Genomic DNA, 25,172 nt, shown 5'->3' on the forward strand with positions numbered 1-25,172 from the left:
TAGCTCGTGGTTTCAACCACGGGTTATATTTTAAATGAAGTTTTTAGGAATTTAGAATGTAAATTTGCAACAAGTTATTATGTTTGGTTTGTCATATTCGTAAATTATAAATACTTGTTGTTTATCAAAAACTTGAGCAATTCTAACTTTTTCATTTAATTCTATATGTTGAATTATTTGTTTCTTTAAGACTGAATACACCCAAATTCGATTTTTGTCTGTTAAATATATTTTTTCTTCTGTTTCAGATATGATCATTTTCTCGAAATTAAAATCAAATTCGATTTCGGTTGCCAAGTGTAAATTTGAATAAACGTTTATTTTATTTGTCGGAATAATTCTTTCTTGTGTAGTTGGCGTTGCTTCAATTAATTTTCCTAAATGAAGATAAAAATTCTCTGATTTACTTTTGAATATATTGTAAAATAAATCTGTTTTTAAAATTTCTTTTGCTTTGTTTGTCGCGATATCAAATTGCTGAATGCTTCCAATTTTTGAACAAAAAACTAAAAAAATATTTTCATTTTGTTTAAAAATACCTCGACAAGTTTTTAGTTTCTTTTTAATTCCTTTTTCTTGAATATAATTATAAATGAATAAAAAATCACTATTGAAATTCATTAGTAAAAGAGAGTCTTTATCATTTGATGAGACATAATCACTATATTTTTGAATACCTTTCTCGAATTTTTTAATTATTGATAAATCGGTTCTATTGATTTGAAATATCTTGTTGTCAGAAACAGCGAATATATTTTTTTTATCAGGATTGAAATATAAACATCGTACAGAATTTTTTATGGAACAACTATTTAATTCTTCTCCATTTTCAAAAGAAAATTGCCTTAATTTCATTAAAGGATAAGATGATCCAAAACCATCTGAAAAATAAAATTTTGTTTCGTCAAATGGGTCTTCAGTAGGAATTAAGCCTCCGTAAATCCCATTTTTCAATTCGCTAGTCCAAAGTGTTTTAAATTTCATAATTAGAGAGATTTAAATAGTAAACAAATAAAATTTTAAGATTTTAAATTGCCTATTATATAAGCGCTCAAAGTTATATAATAATAAAAAACCTACAAACACGTCTTTTGATATTTTTCGTATTCTATAAAAATCTATGCTTTAAAGTGGAATAAAATTTGAAATTTTGGTTTTCAGTTTATTGCAAAAAAAAAGTCTTTCCAAATAAATGAAAAGATTTTCATCGAGGCGGCAGGATTCTAACCTGCGGTATTCCCGATTTTCAATCGGGACGCGATAACCGTTGCGTGTTATTTATATTTGAAATTGATGCAAAAAAAAAGTCTTTCCAAATAAATGAAAAGATTTTCATCGAGGCGGCAGGATTCTAACCTGCGGTATTCCGATTTTCAATCGGGACGCGATAACCTTTTAGCGTATTTATATTGAGATGGATGCAAAAAAAAAGTCTTTCCAAATAAATGAAAAGACTTTTGTCGGGGTGGCAGGATTCGAACCTGCGGTCTTCCCGATTTTCAATCGGGACGCGATAACTGTTGCGTGTTATTTATATTTGAGATTGATGCAAAAAAAAAAGTCTTTCCAAATAAATGAAAAGATTTTCATCGAGGTAGCAGGATTCGAACCTGCGGTCTTCCCGATTTTCAATCGGGACGCGATAACCTTTTAGCGTATTTATATTGAGATGGATGCAAAAAAAAAGTCTTTCCAAATAAATGAAAAGACTTTTGTCGGGGTGGCAGGATTCGAACCTGCGGTCTTCCCGATTTTCAATCGGGACGCGATAACTGTTGCGTGTTATTTATATTTGAGATTGATGCAAAAAAAAAAGTCTTTCCAAATAAATGAAAAGATTTTCATCGAGGTAGCAGGATTCGAACCTGCGGTCTTCCCGATTTTCAATCGGGACGCGATAACCGTTGCGTGTTATTTATATTTGAAATTGATGCAAAAAAAAAGTCTTTCCAAATAAATGAAAAGACTTTTGTCGGGGTGGCAGGATTCGAACCTGCGGCCTCCTGCTCCCAAAGCAGGCGCGATAACCGGGCTACGCTACACCCCGATGATGTATTGTGGTACTGCCCGAAAGCGGATGCAAAGATATAAATAATTTTTGTTTACAAAAGGAAAAAATGAAAATAAATAAAACTTATTTGAACATAGTTATTTAGGATTTATTTTAGCCTTAATTTTTTATAATAAAGTTTACATTTGCATCACAAAAAAACTATACACGTTATGTCAGATACAATAGAAAAAATTAAATGCCTTATTATAGGTTCTGGCCCTGCAGGTTATACTGCAGCTATTTATGCAGCCAGAGCAAACATGAATCCGGTTTTATATCAAGGAATGCAGCCTGGAGGTCAGTTGACTACAACTAATGAAGTAGAAAATTTTCCAGGGTATGTTGATGGAGTTACAGGACCAGAAATGATGGTTCAGTTACAAGAACAAGCAAAACGTTTTGGCGCAGATATCCGTGACGGCTGGGCAACAAAAGTTGATTTTTCTGGCGATATTCATAAAGTTTGGATTAATGATTCAATCGAATTACACTGTGAAACTGTTATTATTTCTACGGGTGCTTCAGCTAAATATTTAGGATTACCATCAGAACAACACTATTTAAATATGGGCGGCGGAGTTTCTGCTTGTGCTGTGTGTGATGGTTTCTTCTACAGAAATCAAGAAGTAGTAATTGTTGGAGCAGGTGACTCAGCTTGTGAGGAAGCTCATTACTTATCTAAACTTTGTAAAAAAGTAACAATGCTGGTTAGAAGTGAAAAATTCAGAGCTTCTAAAATCATGGAAGAAAGAGTACGTAAAACAGAAAACATTGAGATTTTAATGAATCATGATACTGTTGAAGTTCTTGGTGATAATAATGTAGTACACGCTATTAAAGCATTAAACAAAACAACTGGTGAAACGATCGAAATTCCAGCAACTGGTTTCTTCGTAGCAATTGGACACAAACCAAATACAGACATTTTTAAAGATTACATTACGCTAGACGAAACGGGATATATTGTAAATACTCCGGGAACATCTAGAACAAATGTTTCAGGTGTTTTTGTAGCTGGTGATGCTGCAGATCAGGTTTACCGTCAAGCAATTACTGCTGCAGGAACAGGATGTATGGCAGCTTTGGACGCTGAGAGATATTTGGCTTCTAAAGAATAAATTTTTTAGTTTCAAGTTTCAAGTTTTCTTTTGTTTCAGGTTATTGGAGCGCTGAAATCTTTACAATAAAAAAAATCCCAGTCTAAATTAGGCTGGGATTTTCTTCTTTATATTAATGTCTTAATTTCAACTTGAAACTTGAAACAAGAAAGACTTGAAACAATAAGTTTATTTAACCTTTTTGAATAATTTCGCTTCTTCAGAAAAACGAGTCAATTCGATTTTTGGATTTCCAAAAAGAGAAAGTTCTGCTTTATCTCCAATAGCCAATGAAAGTGTTGTTTCGGCAAAAATAGTTCCTACAGCATAATTTTCCGCAGTAACATTTGCATCTTTCAGTGTGAATTTTGTTCCTGTAAATACAGAATTATTGTCTAATCTAATTGTAGCTTTTTCGGCAATACCTTCAATCGCAGCATTTGCTTTTTGGTACAAATCACATTTAAATTTGATAGCCGAAACCAAAGTTTTAACAGATGCATTTTTACTTAGTTGTAAACTTCCATCATCTGCTTTTAAATTTAATTCTGTTTTAGATTTGTCATCTGCAATTAAAGCGAATTTTTTAGCATTAACATTCAAAAACAGTTTAGAAAAGTCAAGACAGTTCATCGTGATGTCGTCTAATTGTAATTCTTGAATAGCATAAACGATAGCCTCATTTTTTGTAATAACTTTATTCAATGAACTAGTATAAGTAACTCGAACAGATAATTTTTTAAAAATAGACGATTCTTTGTTAGTGTATAGTCGAAGCGTTTTTTCTCTTAAATCCATTCCAACAATATCGTGTAGATTATCATCGGCTTCAATTTTAATTTCATTTTTCTCTCCGCGTTCCAAATAAACTTCCAAATTATCATCGACTTCAATGGCGTCAAAACTACCAACTTCTTTTATCGAAGTCGTTACAACTTTAGAACCTTTAATTTTTTCTCTTTTTTGTGCAAAAGTTAATGTTGTAACCAATAATAATAGGAGCAGCGCTGTACTTTTTTTCATTAATTCTAGATTTGATTTTGACAAATATAAAAAAATCATCCACTTTTGATGAATGATTTCTTTTATATTTAACAGTTACTTCTTTTTAGCTTTTGTTAATGTTTCCTCCAGAGCTTGCTGATTTTTCAACTGTTTTTGGAGAACCGCTGTAATCGATGTTTCCTCCGCTTGAAGCTTCCGCTTTTAAACTTACTATCGGATGTATAGAAACAGTACCGCCGCTTGAAGCCTCTGCATGAATATCGTTTGCCATTAATTTAGCCGCATCAATACTTCCGCCGCTTGAAACCGAAGTGTTAAGATTTAAAGCTTTGCCTTCAATAGTTACAGAACTTCCGCTTCCAGAATCTACAGAGATCTTATCTGATTCAATGTTTACTTGCATCGATGCTGCGCTTGAAGCTTCTAAAATTATATCTTGCCCTTCAATAACATTTTTACTTTGAACAGATGATGCACTTGAAGCCTCTATTTTGTCAACAACCGGCATTTTTACGGTTACTTTTTTCATTGTAATGTTGCGGAAAGAATTGTATTTGCAACTAATTACCAATGTTCCGTTTTCTACTTTAGTTTCAATTTCTTTTTGAAGATTATCATCGGCTTCAACCGTAATTTCTCTAGAATCAGATTGTTCGATTACTACGTCAATAGCATTACTGACTCTTATATTCTTAAAATCACCTTGAACAGTTCTTTTTTCGGTTGTAACATTCCCGCTTCCTTCGATTGTGTTCATATTAAAATTGCAAGAAGCAAATAATAAGGCAGTAACAGCAGCAATTATAAATTTCGTAATATGAATGATTATTTTTATCATGGCTTTAGTTTATTTTGATTATAACTCCGTTTTTGTCAGTGGTTAGCTTTCCTTTAGTTTTTTTTCCGTTTAAAACTTCTTTTCCATTAATTTTAACCGAAACTTCATTTATTGTGTCGTTTTCAATAGTATTTACTTCGTCAGAATCATTGTCATCATTATCGTCTGCAGGACAATTTAAACATCTCACTTTTGATCCTTCCACTTTATAATTGTAATCTCCGTCATAATTTAGATTGAAGAAATCATCATCAGAATTATAGTAATCTCTTATTGAAGAATCTGGTTTAATTAATTGTCCGTCTGGAACGTACAAATAAACATCTACTTCTTGTCCTCTAAATTTGTTTTTAACATCTGTCAGAAAATAATTATCCAAAATTAATTGATTTCCGCTAATTTGAAACTTATAATTAATTTTTTCTGCTCTTTTTTTAGCATTTGTAAAAGAATTTCCTCTTGCACTTTTTTCTATTTGAATAAAAGGAGTAGTTTCATCTGTATGTAAGATATGTAAGCGAACATCATTTGAATAAATTAATTCATTGTTTGCCGAGTCTTGTACAAATTCAAAATCTCTGTAATTATTTAGACTTTTTGTGTAATAGTCACTGTATTTAAACTTAATATATAATGTGTCAGCGGCTTTGATTCCAAAAAGCTTTTTCTCTACGACTTTGTTATCATAAGAAATTTCAGTTGCTTGTTTAATTCCGATACTAATTACAATTGCGATTGCAATAATCCAAACGGCTAAAAGAGTATACTTTGTAATATTTCCAATTGATTTTAAGTTCGGAGATAACAATTTGAAACCTAAAAGTGTTAAGAAGAAAAACGGAATTCCGACAGCAAAAAGCATCAATAAACCAAATGACCAGATTGGATATTCTGTAAAGTTTCCAGCTTCTACAAAATTCTGCCAAGGAAAATCAATAAAAATGTTTGTTCCTAAAGTAAAAACACCAATCAATAACATGATTAAAGTTGAAATTCCAGCTATGATTAGGACAACTCCTAAAAACTTAGCAAAAATTTTAAAAACCGTCATGATAAAGTCTCCAAATGAACTACTTATTCTCCCAGCTCCCGACTTTACCTGGTTTCCCATTTTGTCATAATCTGCATTTTTGAATTTTTCAGATAATGAATCAATTTCTTCACGCACTTTTTTTTCGATGTTCGAAATAGTTACTGGCTCTCCAGTCATTTCTAATTTTTCTGAAGTTGTCACTGCTTCAGGCGTTACAATCCAAAGAACAAAATAAGCTAAAATTCCAGTTCCAAAACCTGCAAAAACGAAGATTAAGAATATAATTTTAATCCAAACAGCATCAATTCCAAAATAATGTCCTAGCCCTGTAGCGACACCTCCAATTAAACCTTTTTCTTTATCGCGGTATAATTTTTTGTGTTTTCTTTGCCCAAAATCATTGTAAGATTGATTGGTGCTTTCTTCGTCCTCAATTCTATAATCTTCAGGTTGTCCCATCACCGTAATCACTTCGTCAACATCTTTCAGTCCAACAACATGTTTCTCGCTTTTTTGTTTTTCTGATAATAATTCAGAAACACGCATTTCGATATCTTTAATAATTTCATCTTGTCCAGAAGAGTTGTTAAGTGATCGTTTTATTGCGTCAAAATAGCGTGTTAATTTTAAGTATGCGTCTTCATCGATATGAAAAAACATCCCGCCTAAGTTAATATTTACTGTTTTGTTCATGACTTATTGATTTTGATTGGTGATTAAGTTTACAGCGTCGGATAATTCTGTCCAAGTACCGCTAAGTTCGTTTAAAAATGTTTGTCCTATTTCGGTTAATCCATAATATTTTCGTGGTGGCCCAGAGGTCGATTCTTCCCAGCGATAATTTAGTAAACCGTCATTTTTTAATCTAGTTAACAACGGATAAACGGTTCCTTCTACAACTAGTAATTTTGCGTTTTTTAAAGTGTCTAATATTTCAGATGTATATGCGTCTTTTTCTTTTAATACAGATAAGATGCAAAACTCAAGAACACCTTTGCGCATCTGTGCTTTTGTGTTTTCAATGTTCATAATTTCATTTTGTTTTTTTTTGATTGAACAATTCGTTTTTTGATTGATGATGATTGATTGATGATTGATCTCGAATTTATTCTATTAGAATGAGTTCGTATAACGTATAACTTTTAACCTTTTCGATGATTACTTTATAAAAGGAATCGTTAGCGGATATTTGTACAATTCTCCGTTTGAAGCTTTTATAGAAGCATAAATCACTAAAAAGAATTCAACAAATTTTAGTAATCCAAAAAGCACTACAGCTGTAATTCCTACACTTAGCATTCCAATATGGGCTTGGAAATTAAAGTTTCTGATGTGAATATTGTAGTCATTGAAAACAGCTTCCAATGGAATATTCTGCAAGAAAACAGTTAAGAAAATTGGTATAGCAATAAGTGCTAAGATCAAACTGTAAAGCAAAATACTTAACTGAAAGTTTAAAGCTTGTTTTCCGTGATGATCTGCAAATTCAGACTTGTCTTTATAATTTGTCCAAATGATTAGCGGAAAAATATAGTTCCCAAACGGAATTATATATTGACTTAAAGTACTCAAATGAGTAAATGATGCTGTATTCTTTTCTGATGTTTTTTCCATGATGAGTGGTGTTGTTGTTTCCATGATTAAAAGTATATAGTAATTTCTTATGCAAATATATGTCTAAAAGACAGTATCTTGTTTTGCATAGTACCAAATATTAACAAAATATTAACAATTATAAACTTTTAAAATGCGGTTTAAATTGTTGAAAATCATTTCTAAGTATTGATTTTATTGAGGTTTTTTCCATATTTAAAGAATATATTGTGCGTGCATAGTTTTTTTGTATTTTTACATAAAAAATATATCACATGGCAGTTTCAGTTTCCAAACTCAACAAATTTGTATTATTCAAATTACCATCTGCATACATTTGCGGTGTACGTGTAAAAGCAATCGACAAAGACCGATGTGTGGTTAGTGTTAAACACAGATGGATCAATCAGAATCCGTTTAATTCTATGTACTTTGCTGTTCAGGCAATGGCGGCAGAATTGACAACTGGAGCTTTGGTGATATCACAAATTCAAGAAAGCGGTAGAAAGATTTCAATGTTAGTAGCCAATAACAAAGGAAACTTTACTAAAAAAGCAACTGGCAGAATTACATTTGTCTGCAATGATGGACATTTAATTGCGGATGCCATCAAAAAAACAATTGAAACAGGAGAAGGGCAGACTTTCTGGATGAAATCTATTGGAACTAATGAAGAAGGAGTTCAAGTTTCTGAGATGGATTTTGAGTGGAGTGTAAGATTAAAATAGTTTTTTAATATTTTGCCACGAATTTCACGAATTATTTTTACAAATGAATTAAGCATTTATTAATGGAATTCGTGGCGAAAGAAGACCATAAAAAAAGGCCTCAAATATTTGAGGCCTTTTTCTTTGAAATTGAGTTTCAATTATTTTTTTGCACAACAAGATTTTTTGTCTTTTTTATCTATTGTTTTTTTACAGCACGATTCTTTTTTAGCTTTTTCTTTTGCTGCTGGTTTTGTTTCTTGAGCGGTTACTCCAATTGAAAATAAAGCAACAGTCAAAATTGTGATTACTTTTGTCATTTTGTTTGAAATGTTATGTTAGAAAGATTATAATTGGTAAGTCAAATATAAATTGATTTTCTTCCTGTAAGAATAGTTTTAATGTTAATGTTTTTGTAAAATGAATACTAATCTTGAGAATAAAACTGAGAAACCCAATTGTCAAAATCAGCTTTGTATTTTTCTTGCGCGCTTTCCAGAATTGGTTCTGTTTCGTCTATTGGATCTAGATTAAAGTTTTCTTTTAACCAGCTAATATACTCTTGTAGATTTTCGCTTTCTTCATAATCTTCATCTTTATAAAAGTAAGCTTCTTCGTGATCAACGCTGATTTCAGTATCAAAGGTCAGTAATTGCATAAAATCAAAAATGTTTTTTGCAACAATATGATAACCGCCTTCGTCACCAAAAACCACTACAGGTAATTCGTTTAAAGATTTGTTCGAGTCATTATTCCATAAAACGTACATAGAACCCGATCCGTTTGCTTGTGCAAAAGGCATAAGTTTATCTAAAAAAGCTTCATCTTCAGACCAGCTTGAAATTCCAGATTTATGATCTTCATAAAGACCAAAACCTTGAGAATAACTTTCATATCCTAGTTCGTCGTTTATTTCGAAAAATAGTGCTAATTCATTTGTAATTTGGTTGTTGAAATTCTTTTTGAAATCTTCTAATGTCATAGTTATTTGTTTTTCACGTTTCTTAAATATATCTAATTAAGCAATCCAGGCATCATCTATTTTATCAATGACCCATTTATCATTTACTTTTTTAATATAGATTAGATATTCATATCCGCACATAGCGCCACATTCAATTCCTGCGGTGAGAACGCCGTATTTTTTTTCATCATCAAATTGAATTCTACTTAGAATAACTATTCCTCGCACAGAATAACAGCATTCATTATAAAATTTCCTGTTATTTCCACGCGGTATTCTGGAAACATATTTGAGATGAAAAGGGGTATAGGCATCCAGTTTTTTTCTGTCTAGTTTATATTCAAGCGTATCCGCAACATTGTTTTTTGATATTACAGCATCTTTATAATGTTCCTGAAGTTCTTTATAATGTTCTCTTATAACCACTTCATCAAAGAAAACAAGATCAACAGGAAATTTCTTTTGTTTAAATTCTGCTAGTTCTTTATTGAATCGTTTGTTTGATTCATTTCGCCTATTCAATTTATATTCCGACGGATCTATTCCCGGAGGTGCTGGCGGAACATAATTTAGCACAGCATTTACCCAAACCGAATCAATAAGAGCTGGATAAACCTCATAAAACACCTCTTTTTCAAATTGTAAATCTTTCTCTTTATTATTACAGCTAGCAATTAAACTGATAAACAATAATAACATCGCAGTTTTAAAAAGGCTTTTTAAGCTGGAAAAATTCCATTTAGACTTTTTAGTTTTATTTAATTCTTCATGTGAATAATTATAAACTCCTGCGCCGTCATCGTATATTTTGGGGTTACAACTAAAAGATTCCAGAAATACAATAAGTCCATTTATTCCTCCGTAAGGATAAGAATATGCATCGTATAGAAATATACCTTTATTATGACTCGTCTCTTTCAAATTAATATATTCTATTTCATAATTTATTGATAATAATTCAATAAGCGAATAGAAATGCCAACTTAGCTCAGTTTCTTCAGCTGTATCAAAATTTGGTTTTAAATCAGAATCTAAGAATGTGAATTTTTCTAAGGAATATTTCGGAAATGCTTCAATCCAAAATTTATCATCTCTTTCAATAGAATTGTTTTTAGAATCTTTTATAACTTCAAATGTCGCTTTTAAATCTTTAAAGTTCCCTTCATTTGTAAAATCGAATTCTATATAACAATATTGATTTTCCATATTTAGATTATTGAAAAGTTATGATTTTTAACTTAATAAAAGATTGAATTAAACTTTTTATTAAGCTAATATATAAAATTTATTCGTCGTTAAAATCTGTTTTTTAGACACACTTTTGATGTGAACTTAAATTACTTATATGGTTCAAAAACAATCAATAATTCAAATTCAATCCAAATCCTATTCCCATATCGCTGTCATAATGTGTTGTAATTCCGAAGTTTCGGGCAACGATATATTTTAAGCCAGCCATGTATTCTTTATCTGTATTCCACATCAAATTCATTCGAAGTCTTTGCGAAAGCGGAATATCTTTTCGTTCAAATTGTAAACGAACATTTCCATCCGTATAAACTTCAACTTGAGCTTTTATGAGCATTGGTAAAGTATATTCTACACCCGCACTAAAAACCGAACGATTGTCTTTGGTGTTTTTTTGACCAAAAATATTTTGTTCCTGTTCGTCCATTCCCATTTTTCGGTATCGCCAGTCAAAACCTATAAAAGGCATTAACCATTGATTCTTTCCAATGTAACGTCCAATATGTGTTTCCGTTTCATAACCATGTTTGTCGTTATAACCCAATCTCCATTCCGTTCCAATGCTCCAACGGGTGTTGCTGAACATCGCTTCACCATCATTTCCGTTACTGGCAAAATCATTTTCTGCCATAAAATGAAACATACGGTCGTCCATTTTCAACATTTTGAAAGCCATTTCAGGATGATGAATCAACGGATTTGGTGCTGAATTTTCGTAACTGAAAATTCTCCCCATTCCGGCCATCATATGATATAAAATATGACAGTGAAAAAACCAGTCACCATCAGCATTTGCCTGAAACTCGATTGTATCGGTTTCCATTGGCATAATGTCAATCACATTCTTGAGCGATGAATAATCGCCATGTTCGTTTAATATTCTAAAATCATGTCCGTGTAAATGCATCGGGTGGCGCATCATTGAGCCGTTATATAAAACAATACGAACGTTCTCTCCTTTTTTAATTAAAATTTTATCGGTTTCAGATACCACCTTATTATCCAAGCTCCAGACATAACGATTCATATTTCCAGAGAGCGTAAAGCGCAATTCTTTTACGGGAGCATCTTTTGGAAGATTGGTTTTAAAAGGCGATTTCAACATTCCGTAATTCAAAGTCACAATTTCGGAGGTTTCAGTGCTATCACTTTCCATTTTCATGTCTTCCATATTATGAGTAGAATGATCCATTGATTTTGAATTTTCGTCTTCGCCCGAAATTTCGGGATACATTACGGCATTCATGTCCATTTTATTCAAAGACATATTCATACCCATATCATTCATTTCGCCGTTCATTTTCATCATATCGTTCATCATTTTCATGCCTTCAAAATATTTAAGTTTCGAAAGATGATGAATGGGCTGTTTTTCTCCATTTCCTAAAAATAAAGAAGCAGATCCTGTTCGATCTTCGGCTGTAGCCAAAAAAGCAAAAGATTTATTATCTTCTGGAATTGTAACCACAACATCATAGGTTTCAGAAACGGCAATAATTAAACGATCCACTTCTACAGGTTCAACATCATTTCCGTCACTAGCTACAACGGTGATTTTTCCTCCGCCATAAGTCAGCCAGAAATAACTGGAAGCGCCTCCGTTTGCAATTCTTAAGCGGACTTTCGAACCGGGTTTAAAATCAGAAAGTTGTTGCTCGTTTTTACCATTAAGAAGAAACTTTTCATAATAAACATCACTTACATCCATGGCATTCATTCGTTTCCATTCGTTGGTAACCTTGGTTGAAAAATGTCCTTGTTTTATGGCTTCGGCGTAACTTTGCGTTGTTCCTTTTTTGATAGCAAACCAATCGTTGGCATTGTGCAGCATTCGCTGAATATTCTCAGGTTTCAAATCCGACCACTCGCTTAAAATAACTGGAATGGTCGGTAAATCGTCAATTCCTTTTCTGATTGTTGAGTCGCCTTTTTTCTTATTGATGATAAAAAGTCCGTATAAACCAATTTGTTCCTGAAGACCAGAATGGCTGTGATACCAATAGGTTCCGTTCTGAATAATCGGAAATGTATATTTATGAGTTGTTCCAGGTTCTATAGGCATTTGAGTTAAATACGGAACGCCGTCTTCTTTATTGGGAAGAAATAATCCGTGCCAATGCATCGAAGTAGTTTCTTTCTTAAGTTCGTTATGCACATAAATTTCTGCAATATCACCTTCCGTAAAAGTTAGAGTTGGCATGGGAATCTGTCCATTCACGGAAATCGCTCGTTTTTCTTTACCCGAAAAATTGACAATGGTATCGCGAACATGCAAATCGTAACGCACTACTTTTTGTGCCTTTAACTGAAAAGCAATTAAAAAAAGTATAAGTATATATTTGATCTTACTCATAAAATTATAATTTTAAATTTCTTAATCGCAGAGCATTTACGATTACCGAGACAGAACTCAAACTCATTGCAACCGCGGCTAACATCGGCGAAAGCAATATTCCTAAAAATGGATATAAAATTCCTGCTGCAATGGGCACGCCTAAAGTATTGTAGATAAAGGCAAAAAATAAATTCTGTTTGATGTTTGACATCACAGCATGGCTGAGGTTTTTTGCTTTTACAATTCCGTTTAAATCGCCTTTAACCAAAGTAATTTTGGCACTTTCAATCGCAACATCAGTTCCTGTTCCCATCGCAATTCCAATGTTGGATTGCGCCAAAGCGGGAGCATCATTGATTCCGTCGCCTGCCATTGCTACAATTTTTCCTTGTGATTGAAGGCGTTCAATTTCTTTTAATTTATCTTCCGGAAGGCAATCTGCTTTGAAAGAACTCAAATGCAAATGTTCAGCAACGGCTTTTGCTGTATTGTGATTATCGCCCGTCATCATGATTACTTCAACACCTTGAGCGATTAATTCTTTAATGGCTTTTGCACTGTTTTCTTTGATGGCATCGGTAATGGCAACATAGCCTAAAACTTCTTTTTCAATAGCAATATATGAAATGGTTTTTCCAAGATTTTGTTCGGCAGTTACTTTACTTTCTAAATCATCAGCAACAGAAGCGCCTATTTCTTCCATTAATTTTTTATTTCCTAGAGCAACTTTTTTACTTTCGATGTTTCCTAAAACACCTTTTCCAGCAATGGTATCAAAACCCTGAACTTCTTTAAGAGAACTGTTTTTTGCTTTAGCGAAATTGACTACAGCTTGCGCCAAAGGATGTTCACTATGCTGATTTAAAGAAGCAATATTTTGAAGCAGAAAATCTTCGTCATTATGAATTGCAAATATTTTTTCTACAGATGGTTTTCCTTCGGTAATGGTTCCTGTTTTATCGGTAATTAAAACATCAATTTTATTCATGTTTTCTAAGGCTTCGGCATTTTTGATCAAGATTCCGTTTTGAGCGCCTTTTCCAACACCAACCATAACCGACATTGGAGTTGCTAATCCAAGTGCACAAGGACAGGCAATAATTAAAACGGCAATGGCATTGATTAAACCGTAAATGTAAGCGGGTTCTGGACCAAATTTTGCCCATGCAAAAAAGGTTACAATCGAAATAATAACAACTGTAGGAACAAAATATTTAGAAACACGATCGGCTAATTTCTGAATGGGAGCGCGAGATCTGCTGGCATCATTTACCATTTGAATAATTTGTGACAACATGGTTTCTGATCCTACTTTTTCTGCAAGCATTACAAACGATTTTGTACCGTTTATAGTTCCAGAAATTACCGCATCGCCCGTTTTTTTATCTACTGGAATAGGTTCGCCGGTAATCATCGATTCGTCTATACTGCTTTCTCCAGAAGTAATTTTCCCGTCAACCGGAATTTTTTCTCCAGGTTTTACACGAAGTAAATCGCCTTTTTTAATATTGTGAATAGAAATTACTTTGTCATTTCCATTTTCGACTAAAGTGGCTTCTGTCGGCGCTAATTTCAATAATTCTTTTATGGCTCCATTAGTTTGTCCGTGTGCTTTGGCTTCTAATAATTGTCCCAATAAAACCAAAGTGATAATTACAGTCGCAGCTTCAAAATACAAATGAATCGTTCCGTGATGCGATTTGAACTCTGCTGGAAAAATATCTGGGAAAAACATTCCAACAATACTAAATAGAAAAGCAACGCTGGTTCCAATTCCAATTAAAGTAAACATATTTAAGTTCCAAGTCACAATAGATTTGTAAGCGCGAACGAAAAACATCCATCCTGCATAAAACAAAACTGGAATCGAAAATAAAAGCTGAACCCAATTCCATTTTTCGATAGACATTATAGTATAGAGCGGATTATTCGGAATCATTTCTGACATAGAGATAATGAAAATTGGAAGCGTAAACAAAATCGCAATTTTCATTTTTTTCAATAAATCAGAATAAGTTTTGTTTTCTTCACTTTCAGAAGCTTGCATCGGAACCAAATCCATTCCGCAGATCGGACAATCGCCGGGTTCATTTGAAATGATTTCAGGATGCATTGGACAAGTAAATTGTGTTGCTGTTATGGCAACTTGTGGTACTAAATCCATTCCGCAGACTGGGCAGTCTCCAGGTTTGTTGTATGTTTTGTCACCTTCGCAATGCATTGGGCAGTAATAAACACCATTTGCGCTGTGCTGATGTACTTTTTTAGTTTCTGTTTTATGATGATCGTGATTCTCTTTTTTGTGACCAGAACAGCAAGATTTAGCCGCTTCGCCATGATTTTTAGGAGAATCCATTTCAATAGTATAATTTCCCGCCGCAGTTAAAACTTCTTGGAATTTTTCGGTTGGAACATGTTTGTCCATTGTTATGGTTGCGGTTGGTGGATTCAGAGTTACTTCTGCCTGAACGCCTTCAACTTCATTTAAAGTTTTTTCTACTTTGGTTCGGCATCCATTGCAAGACATTCCTGAAATTATATATTGGTGAGTCATTATATTGGTTTTAAGTATTACAATGCAAATTTCCAAACTATTATTGAGTTCGGTTTGTAGAATTTTGAGAATGATTTGTAAGATTTACTAAATGCAGTTTTTTAACGCAAAGAGCGCAAAGGTTTACGCAAAGCACACGAAGGGCTATTTTTTTAAGATTTAAAAGTTCTCAAAGCTTTAGCTTTATGAACTTTGTGCATAAAAGTTAGCCACAGATTAAAAAGATTAACACAGATTTAAAAATCCTTTTAATCCTTAGAATCTGCGGCTAATAAACTTTGTGTAAACCTTTGCGCTCTTTGCGGTTAAATCAAAAACTATATATTCTCGATCTGAATACGTTTTTTATCTTTCAATTGTTTGAACGAAGTGGGAGTAAAGCCTGTAATTTTTTTGAATTGATTGCTCAAATGTGCCACATTACTGTAATTTAAAATATCAGCAATTTCACTAAGAGAAAGCTCATTGTAAATCAATAACTCTTTTACTTTTTCGATTTTCTGACTAATGAAATATTTTTCGATTGTTGTGTTTTCAATTTCAGAAAAGAGATTGCTCAGCGAATTATAATCCTGATTTAGATTTTCGGCTAAATAATCGGACAAGTTGATTTTTAAATCATTGTTTTTATGATGAACCAAATCGACAATTAAGTTCTTTATTCTTTCGACGGTTTTTGTTTTTTTATCGTCAATTAAATCAAAACCTAAAACTTGAAGGTTTTCTAATAGAACTTCTTTTTGCTCGTCGCTGATTTCTTTTTCCAGTTCGACTTCACCCAATTCAACAGCAATAGTTTGAAGTCCTAGTTTTTCGAACTCAGACTTCACAACCATTTTGCATCGGCTGCACACCATATTTTTGATGTAAAGCTTCATATTATTTAATCGTTTCTACCACATTTCCGCAAGTCAGCATAGAAGAACCGTAATACGGATTTTTAACTGCTTTTTCTTTGCTCAACCAATCAGCATCTGCCATTGGGCAGTATTGTTTGTAAATTGGCTGTTCTGGACTAGAAACTTTTATAAGGTCATATGTGTTTTTAGATAAAGATTTAAAAGTCTCACGTTGTTTTTTAAGATCTGTTGTTGCCGAAATATTTTTGGCATCAGCAGTAAGTTTTTTTACAACTTTCATCCAAACCGTATGTTCGTTGCTTTTTAGTTTGTCCATTTTTACCGCAGTAATGGCATTTAGTAAATCTTTGGCTTTCGCCGAAGTTAATTTGCTGTCACTTTTTATAAGTGCATCCTTTACGGTAAAATAAGCGTCATACACATTTTGCAATTGAGAATCTGCAGCTTCAATTGCTGTTATTTCAGATTTAGCTGTGTTAGCTTGAATGTTATTTGCAGAAAATAATAGAGTGACTGCTGCTGTGATAGCTATAATTGATTTTTTCATTGTTGTTATGTTTTAAAAAGTATTAAGAATGTCCTTTTAGTTAAAAATTCGTTTTAAAAAAGACCCAATATGGGCTGTTAAAAATAGAATTCTTATATTTTCGGCTTCAGCCAAATAGAAGTAAAGCCAGAAGAAATAGTTACTTCAGGATAAAATGAAAAAGTATTTTTTAGAGAAAAATTAAATACATCATTTGGTAAATCAAAATCATTTGAATTTAAAATAATGTATTGTAATGCTGAAGTATTGCAGCCTGTATGAGTGCATTTTCCGTTGCAATTGTGTTTTTCTTTTTTGGTGTTTTTGTTTTCACAGCATTTTTTAGAACAGCTGTTTTCCTTTTTAGAAGTCATTTCCATGTTGTGACCACTATTGCATGCATAATTAAAACTCGGAGTTAAAAAGAAACTGAGTGTCATTAAAAACATGAATATGTGGATTTTTCTAGGCAAGGAAATTGTTTTTTGAAATACAAATTTAACTAAAAATACTCGAGTAAATCATTTTTTAAGATTTTGATAACTAGAGTTTTTTAAAATCAGTTGGTTTCATGTTTTTGCGTTTTTTAAAATAATTAGTTAGATGACTTTCATCGGTAAAACCAAATTCATATGCAATTTGTTTAATTGGTAATTGATTGTTATGGAACCTTTTCTCGATTAAAGTTGTTCTCAGATTATGAATGTACTCGCGATAACTGATACTGAAAGTCCTTTTAAAATAAGCACTGAAATAAGTCTGGGCAATATTAAAATGATCTGCAATAACTTTTATCTGCACCAATTTGGGCTGGTAAATATTTTGATGAATATAATTGGCAATCTGTTCATTGTCTAAATGCGTCGATTTCATCTGCAGATTCATACCGCGAATCGTTTCTTTAATCAAACCAAAAATGGAAAGAATCTGGTAAAAAACAATCGGCGAAGAGGTGACATCTATATATTTACCATAGGTAACGATGTTTTCAACAGTATTTTTCAGGATAGTTTTACAGGGTTCGTCAAACTTCAAAACCGTTTCTTTGAGAATTTTATCCCGCATAAAACTTTCTGGTGTATTCACGAGGAATTCATCGCAGGTTAGATTTTGTTTGGAGTTGAAATAATTATCTGTGAATTTGATAAAAGTAAATTTGGTACTCTTTTTAATATCAAAATAGTGTTTGTCGTCTGGCGAAATTACAAATAGATCTCCCGCTTTATAGGGTAGTAGGTTGTTATTTAGGTGATGAATTCCGCTTCCTTTTTTGATATAAATAATCTCATAATAGGTATGAGTATGCGGAGGCAGATGAAACTTTTCTTCCTCAAATTCATCCAGAACAAGGGTTTTAAATTGATTTAATTTTGGCATAACTTAAATATACAATTTTATATCACAAATATACAATTTCTATCACTGCTAATGATGTTAATTTTGCAAAGTAGAAATTTATTCCTTTCTACTTTTAATGAAATGAAAAAAAGTCTTATTGCACTCTCTTTAGGAGGGTTAACTATTGGAATCACAGAATTTGTAATGATGGGATTGCTGCCTGATATTGCTTCGGATATGAAAGTTTCAATTCCGGTGGCAGGATATCTAATTTCCTCTTACGCTCTTGGAGTTGTTATTGGCGCTCCCTTATTAGTAATCGCAGGAAGAAATTATGCACCTAAAAAAATGCTTTTAATATTAGCTTTAATGCTGGCTGTTTTTAATGCTTTGTCTATTATTGCTCCAGATTATAATTTTCTATTTGCCTCTCGATTTCTTTCTGGTCTGCCGCACGGAGCATTTTTTGGAGTAGGAGCGGTAGTCGCAAGCCGTTTGGCAGATAAAGGAAAAGAAGCGCAGGCAATTTCGATCATGTTTGCCGGATTGACTATCGCGAATTTAATAGGTGTCCCAATCGGAACTTATATTGGTCATCACTTTATTTGGCGTTATACCTTTGTATTAATTGCTTTTGTTGGTTTGCTGACCTTTTTAGCTATTTATTTATGGATGCCTAATCTGGAAAAGGGTGAAAGTGTGAATATGAAAACACAACTCCAATTTTTTAAGAAAACAGAAGCATGGTTAATTATCGGAATTACAGCGATTGGTTTTGGTGGTTTATTTGCTTGGATCAGCTACATTGCCCCGCTATTAATTAATGTGTCAAAATTTTCGCCAGAAGATGTTTCTTATATTCTGATTTTAGCCGGATTAGGAATGGTAGTTGGAAATTTTGCAGGTGGTAAACTAGCAGATAGATTTTCTCCAGCGCCAACAACGCTAGCATTGCTTCTGGTTATGTCAGTTGACTTGGTTTTGGTTTACTTTTTCTCCTTTAACCAATATTTTTCATTATTTCTAACTTTCCTAACAGGAGCAATATCATTTTCAGTTATTGCGCCAATTCAAATGCTGATGATTCGTACTGCAAAAGGCGCAGAGATGATTGCTTCGGCATCGCTTCAAGGAAGTTTTAATATTGGAAATGCATTAGGAGCTTTTTTAGGCGGACTGCCTTTGGCTGCAGGACTAAGTTATTCTTCTCCCAATTTAATTGGAGTAGGAATGTCAATTATCGGAATGATTATAACGTTCATTTTGATGAAGCTACATCGTAAGCAATTAGCTGTACAGCACATTTAAATAAATCTTTATAATTTTTTAAAGCCCTTAACTTTTGTTTAAGGGCTTTTTTTGTGCTTTAAACGTACTGGTCTTAAATGAGAATTTTATTTCTAACCTTTTTATAATGCGTTAAGTCAGAAAATACATTTTAAATTCTAATGGGTTTTCGATTAAAAATTAATTTTTTTTTCGCCTTAAGCTCAATTTTAAGTGTAAAAATAACACCTAATAATTTCATAATTAATATTCATGTAATCGATTGTTTTTTTTATAAAAATCGAATCAAATGAACAATTAAATAATAATATATTTAATATTTTATCTTGACTAAAATTATACATGTCACATAAAAAAACATTAAAATTTCGGATATATAATTTTTTTTATGAATTTTTTATGAATTTTTATTTTTCGTTTAAAAAAAATATCTATGTTTGTGTAATCGATTACAACAATTTTTTCTAAGATACGAAATCGATTAAGTACTAAAGGCTGATAAAAGATAAACAGTACACCATTATTGAATACTGGAAAATTCACCGCAAATAAAAATCTGTAATAATTAAAGAGAATAAATTGAACGTAACCACAAAAAACCACTTAAACTAAAAACGAAAAAAAATTAATTAACTTAAACAATCAACCATGAACTTTAAAGATCTATTAAACAAAGGAGCAGATTTTTGCTTTAAACTTGTTTTCTTACTGTGCTTATTGATCGGCAGTCAACTACATGCGCAGGGTACAACGATAGAGGGAACCGTGAAAGATGCTGCAGGACTTTCTTTACCAGGCGTAAACGTTTTGGAGAAAGGAACTAAGAACGGAACTTCTACTGACTTTGACGGTCACTATAAAATAAAATTAACCAACCCAAAAGCTGTCTTAAGTTTTTCTTTTATAGGATTTAAAAGCATTGATGTTTCTACAGAAGGAAAATCTAAAGTAAATGCAACTTTGACTGAAGATTCTAATAACTTAAATGAGGTTGTTGTAATTGGATACGGAACATCTAAAAAATCTGATTTAACTGGAGCTGTTGCTACTTTTTCAGGAAGTGAAGTTAGAAAGATTCCAGTTCCAAACGTGGCAGAGGCTCTAACAGGCCGTATAGCTGGGGTTCAAGTAACTTCTTCTGAAGGATCGCCTGATTCTGAAGTTAGAATTAGAATTAGAGGAAACGGTTCTCTTACACAGGATGCATCTCCTTTGTATATAGTAGATGGTTTTCCAGTAAATAGTATAAATGATATTTCTTCTTCTGATATTGAGAATATGACAATATTAAAAGATGCTTCATCTACAGCGATTTATGGTTCAAGAGGTGCTTATGGGGTAATTATTATTACAACTAAAAAAGGTAAAGACGGAAAGATTGCTGTGAACTATAATATGTTTTATGGCATGAAAAAAATCGCAAATACTTTTGATGTTTTATCTCCGGAAGATTATGTTAAATGGAATTACGAATATGCTTTGCTTAAAGATAATACTGATTTAAGTTCTTATGAAAAATACTTTGGTAATTGGCAGGATTACGATATGTATAAAGGGATGAAAGGAAACAATTGGCAGAAACAAACTTTTGGACGTACTGGAGAGGTTCAAAGCCGTGATTTGTCTATAAGAGGGGGTACAGAAAAAATGAACTTCAATTTTAATTATGCTCATTATGACGAAGATGCTATAATGATTGGTTCAGGATATAAAAGAAACAATTTGTCTCTTTCGTTAAATTCTAAAGCTTCTGATAAAATTGATCTTTCTTTCACGGTACGTTATTCAGATACCGAGATTGATGGTGGAGGTTTAAACGAACAAAATGAAGTTTCTTCTGCAGATTCACGTTTAAAACATAGCGTGGGTTATGCGCCAATTCCACTTCCTGGTTTAACTACAGATGATACTGATGAAGCAGTTTCTGGTTATTTAGTCAATCCATTTGTAGCTATTGCAGATACAGATCGTCAGCAATTTAGAAAGAACTTTAATACTCTAGGTAGTTTTTCATGGAAGTTAACTGATAAACTGGTATTTAAAAGTGAACTTGGTTTAGATAATTATAATTATCAAGATTATCGTTTTTTCGGACGCTCTACTTATTATGTTAATAATAATCCTGCAGCCGAAAGACAAGGTATGCCAGCCTTAATGATGGGAGATAGAAAAGATACTCGTTTCAGAAATGCTAATACATTAAATTACGACTTCAAAAAATCCCTCGGTGAAGATCATAGCTTGAGAATTCTATTAGGAGAAGAGTCTATTAATTACGAAAGAAATGATGTTAGTAGTGTTATACAAGGCTTTCCATTGTTCTTTAATTTTGATCAAGCTCAAAAGTTAACAACTCAAGGAACTCCAATATCTGTTGATAATTACTATGCACCAGATGATAAATTACTTTCTTTCTTTGGCCGTGTAAATTATGACATTAAAGATCGTTACCTTTTTACAGCAACTTATCGTGCAGATGGTTCTAGTAAATTCTTAGGTGACAATAAATGGGGATTCTTTCCTGCTGCAGCAGCAGCTTGGAAAATTTCTGGGGAAGAATTTATGAAAAATGCTTCGTGGGTTAATTTACTTAAATTGAGAGTAAGTTATGGTGAAGCAGGTAACAATAATATTCCAACTGGACAAATGGTGCAGAGTTTCTTTTCATCTACCTCAACTTGGATTAATGGAGTTGATAATTATTGGGCTGCTTCTAAAACAATGGCAAATCCTGATTTGAAATGGGAGACAACCGTAACGCAGAATTTAGGATTAGATTTTGACTTGTTTAAAAATAAGGTAACCGGATCTGTTGAGATCTATAAAAATATCACAAAAGATTTATTAATGAATTTTCCAACTCCAGGAAGCGGTTATGATTTTCAATACAGAAACATGGGAGAAATTCAAAATTCTGGTGTAGAGGCGACTTTAAACCTAAATCTTATAGAAAAACCAAAGTATGGATTAAGTCTATCTTTTAATGCTGGATTTAATAAAAACCGCATCAATTCTATTGGTGTAATGGATAATTATGGATTTCCTTCAGGTTGGGCCTCTACTGCAATTGGAAATGATTATTTAGTGAATGTTGGACAACCTGTCGGTATTATGTACGGATATAAAAGTGCAGGACGTTATGAAGTATCTGATTTTACATATGATGGAACAAAATACACTTTAAAACCGTATTTCTTGCCAGATGGTGTTACAAGAAATCCAGAAGGAGTTGCAAGCGCATCAACAGTTGTAGGGACAATAGCACCAGGTTCTATGAAATTACAAGATGTTAATAATGATGGTGTCGTTGATGTAAATGACCGCACAATTATTGGAAATGCAAATCCAAAAAGTACCGGAGGTATAGTTTTAAATGCAAATGCTTATGGATTTGATCTTTCGGCAGCATTCAATTGGAGTATTGGGAATGACGTTTACAACGCTAATAAAGTTGAATTTACTACTTCAAACCCGAATGGACAATATAGAAATTTAACTTCAGAAATGGCAGATGGACAAAGATGGACAAATTTAGATCCTGCAACAGGACAATTAGTAACAGATCCAGCAGCATTAACTGCGCTTAATGCTAATACAACCATGTGGTCTCCATATATGGCTAGATATGTTTTTAGTGACTGGGCAGTAGAAGATGGTTCATTCTTAAGATTAAATACATTGACTTTAGGATATACCTCTCCAAGTTCCTTAACTTCTGCATTAGGAATATCTAAATTGAGATTTTATTTTACTGCAAGTAATGTTTTCACTATTACGGGTTATTCTGGACCAGATCCAGAAGCTTCTACAAGAAGAAGTTCGGCTCTTACACCGGGTGTAGATTACTCTGCATACCCGAGAAGCAGACAATTGATTTTTGGTTTAAACCTTAATTTTTAATTAAACAAAATTTCACAAGATGAAACATAAAATATTTATAGCAGGATTAATTTTAGCAAGTATTTTTACTTCCTGTTCAGACGATTATTTAGATGGAGAGGCAAAATCAACATTAAATGAAGCTTTAATTTTTTCTACCCCTGGATTAGCTGAAGGTGCAATAGATGGAATTAAAATTCCATTTGCAGAAACTAACTCTTACAGAGGTCGTTTTCTTCCTTTTTATGGTTTAAATACAGATGTTGAATGGTATAACTCTTCTCAGACTGTTAGTGATGCATCAGATTTATGTACTTATGATCCAAAACCAGAGAATTCTCAAATGAATACCACAAATAATGCCTGGGCAATGATGTACTCGGGAATTGAGCGTGCTAATGTTTGTATTCGTGGTTTGCGTGCATATGGTGATCCTCGTCCAGGTACTGAGTTAGGGTATTTGCTGGGAGAAGCATTAACGTTAAGAGCGATCTATTACGCAGATTTAGTAAAAGCTTGGGGAGATGTTCCTGCTCGTTTTGAGCCTATTGAATCAGCAACAATTTATATTCCTAAATCTAGTCGTGATGTTGTTTATAAACAAATTATTGCCGATTTAGGAGAAGCATCAACTTTAGTTCCTTGGCCTGGAGAAACTCCAGCTACAAGTAGTGTAGAAAGAATTAATAAGGCATTTGTAAAAGGTTTTCGTGCACGTTTAGCACTAGCCGCTAGTGGTTATCAGCAATATCCAGACGGTATAAGAAGAAGTACAGATCCAGAATTATCTGTTGCAAATATGTATGCATTGGCTTTATCAGAAGCTCGTTCTGTTATTTCAAGTGGAAAGGCTCATTTAGAATCTTCATTTGAAACATTTTGGAAAAAATACAATCAAGAATATTTAGTAGCGGGAGGAGAATCTTTATGGGAACTTCCTTTTTCAGATGGTAGAGGCCGTATGTTATTTACTTTTGCTGTTCGTCACACCACAAACGATCAATTCCATGCTAATGGAGCTAATCGTGGAGGAACTGCAGGACCGCTTCCTACTGTATTTTATGATTACGATCAAGCAGATACAAGAAGAGACGTAACTTGTGTTCCGTACAAATATGGAACAGCTGTAAACAACATTGCTAAGCAAGAATTAGGAGCGCTAAACACTTGGTATTTTGGAAAATATCGTTACGAGTGGATGACTCGTTTTGTTACTTCAACAAACGATGATGGAGTGAATAAAATTTACATGCGTTATGCAGAAGTTCTTTTGATTGCCGCTGAAGCAGCAAACGAATTAGAAGGTCCAGGTGCAGCAGCTCCATACTTAAAGGAAATAAGAAGAAGAGCTTTTCCTGCTGCAGTTCAATCAGTAAAAGTTGATAATTATGTAGATCAATTGACCAGCAAAGAAGCAATGTTTAATGCGTTGGTTGAAGAAAATAAATTTGAATTTACAGGTGAAATGGAGCGTAAGCAAGCGCTTATTCGTTGGAATTTGTTAAAAGTAAAATTAGACGAAGCTAAAGTAAATATGAAAAATTTAGCTGATCGTACTGGACGATATGCTGATGTCCCTGCCACTCTTTATTATAGATATAAAGCAGATAATGTAAGCTTGGAGATTTATGGTCTTAATCGTGGTGAAAGTACTAACCCTGGTACAGGTTATTCATCTATTCCGTGGACTTGGACGGGCGCAACTGCAGATACTAAGATAAATACTTTGTATAAACCAGGTATGAATCCAAATGATAGACAATTCTGGCCAATCTGGCAGGTTTTTATTGAATCTAGTAATGGAAAATTAGTTAACGATTACAATTATACTAAGTAAATCTCAAGAAAGAGTATC

Annotated in this window: 20 protein-coding genes and 1 tRNA gene; 5 read left to right on the forward strand and 16 right to left on the reverse strand. The window is 33.0% G+C overall.

What is annotated here, in order from left to right; translation table 11 throughout:
* Window positions 1-51 precede the first annotated feature (51 nt).
* Together EDB96_RS17970 and EDB96_RS17975 are read right to left on the reverse strand one after the other, a co-directional pair.
* Window positions 52-984 carry a hypothetical protein gene (locus EDB96_RS17970; RefSeq protein ID WP_134142410.1) on the reverse strand — a complete coding sequence of 311 codons (933 nt, stop codon included), beginning with the start codon at window positions 982-984 and terminating at the stop codon, window positions 52-54.
* A 988-nt stretch (window positions 985-1,972) separates the two neighbouring features.
* Window positions 1,973-2,047 (reverse strand) — tRNA-Pro (locus tag EDB96_RS17975).
* Window positions 2,048-2,223: 176 nt separating this feature from the next.
* Between EDB96_RS17975 and trxB the strand changes: the two genes are divergently transcribed.
* Entirely contained in the window at window positions 2,224-3,171 is a 948-nt protein-coding gene (gene trxB / locus EDB96_RS17980) for a thioredoxin-disulfide reductase (RefSeq protein ID WP_057117692.1), read from the forward strand.
* Window positions 3,172-3,339: 168 nt separating this feature from the next.
* Here trxB and EDB96_RS17985 read toward each other — a convergent pair whose 3' ends face one another.
* The 5 genes from EDB96_RS17985 to EDB96_RS18005 form a co-directional block, all read right to left on the reverse strand.
* Complete coding sequence (locus EDB96_RS17985; RefSeq protein WP_057117693.1) at window positions 3,340-4,173, reverse strand: GIN domain-containing protein; 834 nt, start codon at window positions 4,171-4,173, stop codon at window positions 3,340-3,342.
* Window positions 4,174-4,258: 85 nt separating this feature from the next.
* Window positions 4,259-4,993: a head GIN domain-containing protein gene (locus tag EDB96_RS17990; RefSeq protein WP_134142412.1), complete on the reverse strand. Its 735-nt coding sequence runs from the start codon at window positions 4,991-4,993 to the stop codon at window positions 4,259-4,261.
* A 4-nt stretch (window positions 4,994-4,997) separates the two neighbouring features.
* Complete coding sequence (locus EDB96_RS17995) at window positions 4,998-6,719, reverse strand: PspC domain-containing protein (RefSeq protein WP_057117695.1); 1,722 nt, start codon at window positions 6,717-6,719, stop codon at window positions 4,998-5,000.
* 3 nt (window positions 6,720-6,722) lie between these two features.
* Window positions 6,723-7,055: a PadR family transcriptional regulator gene (locus EDB96_RS18000; RefSeq protein ID WP_008464689.1), complete on the reverse strand. Its 333-nt coding sequence runs from the start codon at window positions 7,053-7,055 to the stop codon at window positions 6,723-6,725.
* A 129-nt stretch (window positions 7,056-7,184) separates the two neighbouring features.
* The gene (locus EDB96_RS18005) at window positions 7,185-7,640 is read right to left on the reverse strand and encodes a DUF4870 domain-containing protein (protein WP_134142414.1); all 456 of its coding nucleotides are present in this window, start codon (window positions 7,638-7,640) and stop codon (window positions 7,185-7,187) included.
* A 254-nt stretch (window positions 7,641-7,894) separates the two neighbouring features.
* Here EDB96_RS18005 and EDB96_RS18010 point away from each other — a divergent pair, with 254 nt between their 5' ends.
* Entirely contained in the window at window positions 7,895-8,347 is a 453-nt protein-coding gene (locus EDB96_RS18010; protein WP_057117696.1) for a DUF4442 domain-containing protein, read from the forward strand.
* A gap of 140 nt (window positions 8,348-8,487) precedes the next feature.
* Here the strand turns inward: EDB96_RS18010 and EDB96_RS21090 are convergent, their stop codons facing one another.
* The 9 genes from EDB96_RS21090 to EDB96_RS18055 form a co-directional block, all read right to left on the reverse strand.
* Complete coding sequence (locus EDB96_RS21090) at window positions 8,488-8,646, reverse strand: hypothetical protein (RefSeq protein WP_166669326.1); 159 nt, start codon at window positions 8,644-8,646, stop codon at window positions 8,488-8,490.
* Window positions 8,647-8,753: 107 nt separating this feature from the next.
* Window positions 8,754-9,308, reverse strand: a complete 555-nt coding sequence (locus tag EDB96_RS18020) for a hypothetical protein (RefSeq protein ID WP_134142418.1) — start codon at window positions 9,306-9,308, stop codon at window positions 8,754-8,756.
* A gap of 36 nt (window positions 9,309-9,344) precedes the next feature.
* Window positions 9,345-10,496 (reverse strand): hypothetical protein, encoded by a 1,152-nt coding sequence (locus tag EDB96_RS18025; RefSeq protein ID WP_134142420.1) that lies wholly within the window; start codon window positions 10,494-10,496, stop codon window positions 9,345-9,347.
* Between the two features lie 154 nt (window positions 10,497-10,650).
* Window positions 10,651-12,891 (reverse strand): multicopper oxidase family protein, encoded by a 2,241-nt coding sequence (locus tag EDB96_RS18030; protein WP_134142422.1) that lies wholly within the window; start codon window positions 12,889-12,891, stop codon window positions 10,651-10,653.
* Window positions 12,892-12,895: 4 nt separating this feature from the next.
* Entirely contained in the window at window positions 12,896-15,427 is a 2,532-nt protein-coding gene (locus EDB96_RS18035) for a heavy metal translocating P-type ATPase (RefSeq protein WP_134142424.1), read from the reverse strand.
* A 317-nt stretch (window positions 15,428-15,744) separates the two neighbouring features.
* Window positions 15,745-16,305, reverse strand: a complete 561-nt coding sequence (locus tag EDB96_RS18040) for a helix-turn-helix domain-containing protein (RefSeq protein ID WP_134142426.1) — start codon at window positions 16,303-16,305, stop codon at window positions 15,745-15,747.
* Window position 16,306: 1 nt separating this feature from the next.
* Window positions 16,307-16,834 carry a DUF3347 domain-containing protein gene (locus EDB96_RS18045; RefSeq protein ID WP_057117702.1) on the reverse strand — a complete coding sequence of 176 codons (528 nt, stop codon included), beginning with the start codon at window positions 16,832-16,834 and terminating at the stop codon, window positions 16,307-16,309.
* A 92-nt stretch (window positions 16,835-16,926) separates the two neighbouring features.
* Window positions 16,927-17,286, reverse strand: coding sequence for a hypothetical protein (locus tag EDB96_RS18050; RefSeq protein ID WP_243839377.1), 360 nt, complete (start codon window positions 17,284-17,286; stop codon window positions 16,927-16,929).
* A 70-nt stretch (window positions 17,287-17,356) separates the two neighbouring features.
* Window positions 17,357-18,190, reverse strand: a complete 834-nt coding sequence (locus tag EDB96_RS18055; RefSeq protein ID WP_057117704.1) for an AraC family transcriptional regulator — start codon at window positions 18,188-18,190, stop codon at window positions 17,357-17,359.
* Between the two features lie 102 nt (window positions 18,191-18,292).
* On the opposite strand from EDB96_RS18055, the gene EDB96_RS18060 reads away from it, so the two are divergent.
* From EDB96_RS18060 to EDB96_RS18070, 3 genes are all read left to right on the forward strand, one after another.
* On the forward strand, window positions 18,293-19,459 hold the full coding sequence (locus EDB96_RS18060) for an MFS transporter (RefSeq protein WP_134142428.1): 1,167 nt from the start codon (window positions 18,293-18,295) through the stop codon (window positions 19,457-19,459).
* 627 nt (window positions 19,460-20,086) lie between these two features.
* Window positions 20,087-23,338, forward strand: coding sequence for a SusC/RagA family TonB-linked outer membrane protein (locus tag EDB96_RS18065; protein ID WP_134142430.1), 3,252 nt, complete (start codon window positions 20,087-20,089; stop codon window positions 23,336-23,338).
* A 19-nt stretch (window positions 23,339-23,357) separates the two neighbouring features.
* Window positions 23,358-25,154, forward strand: a complete 1,797-nt coding sequence (locus tag EDB96_RS18070) for a RagB/SusD family nutrient uptake outer membrane protein (RefSeq protein WP_057117707.1) — start codon at window positions 23,358-23,360, stop codon at window positions 25,152-25,154.
* Window positions 25,155-25,172 lie beyond the last annotated feature (18 nt).

The sequence above is a fragment of the Flavobacterium sp. S87F.05.LMB.W.Kidney.N genome (assembly GCF_004366435.1).
In the GTDB taxonomy this organism is placed as follows: Bacteria; Bacteroidota; Bacteroidia; order Flavobacteriales; family Flavobacteriaceae; genus Flavobacterium.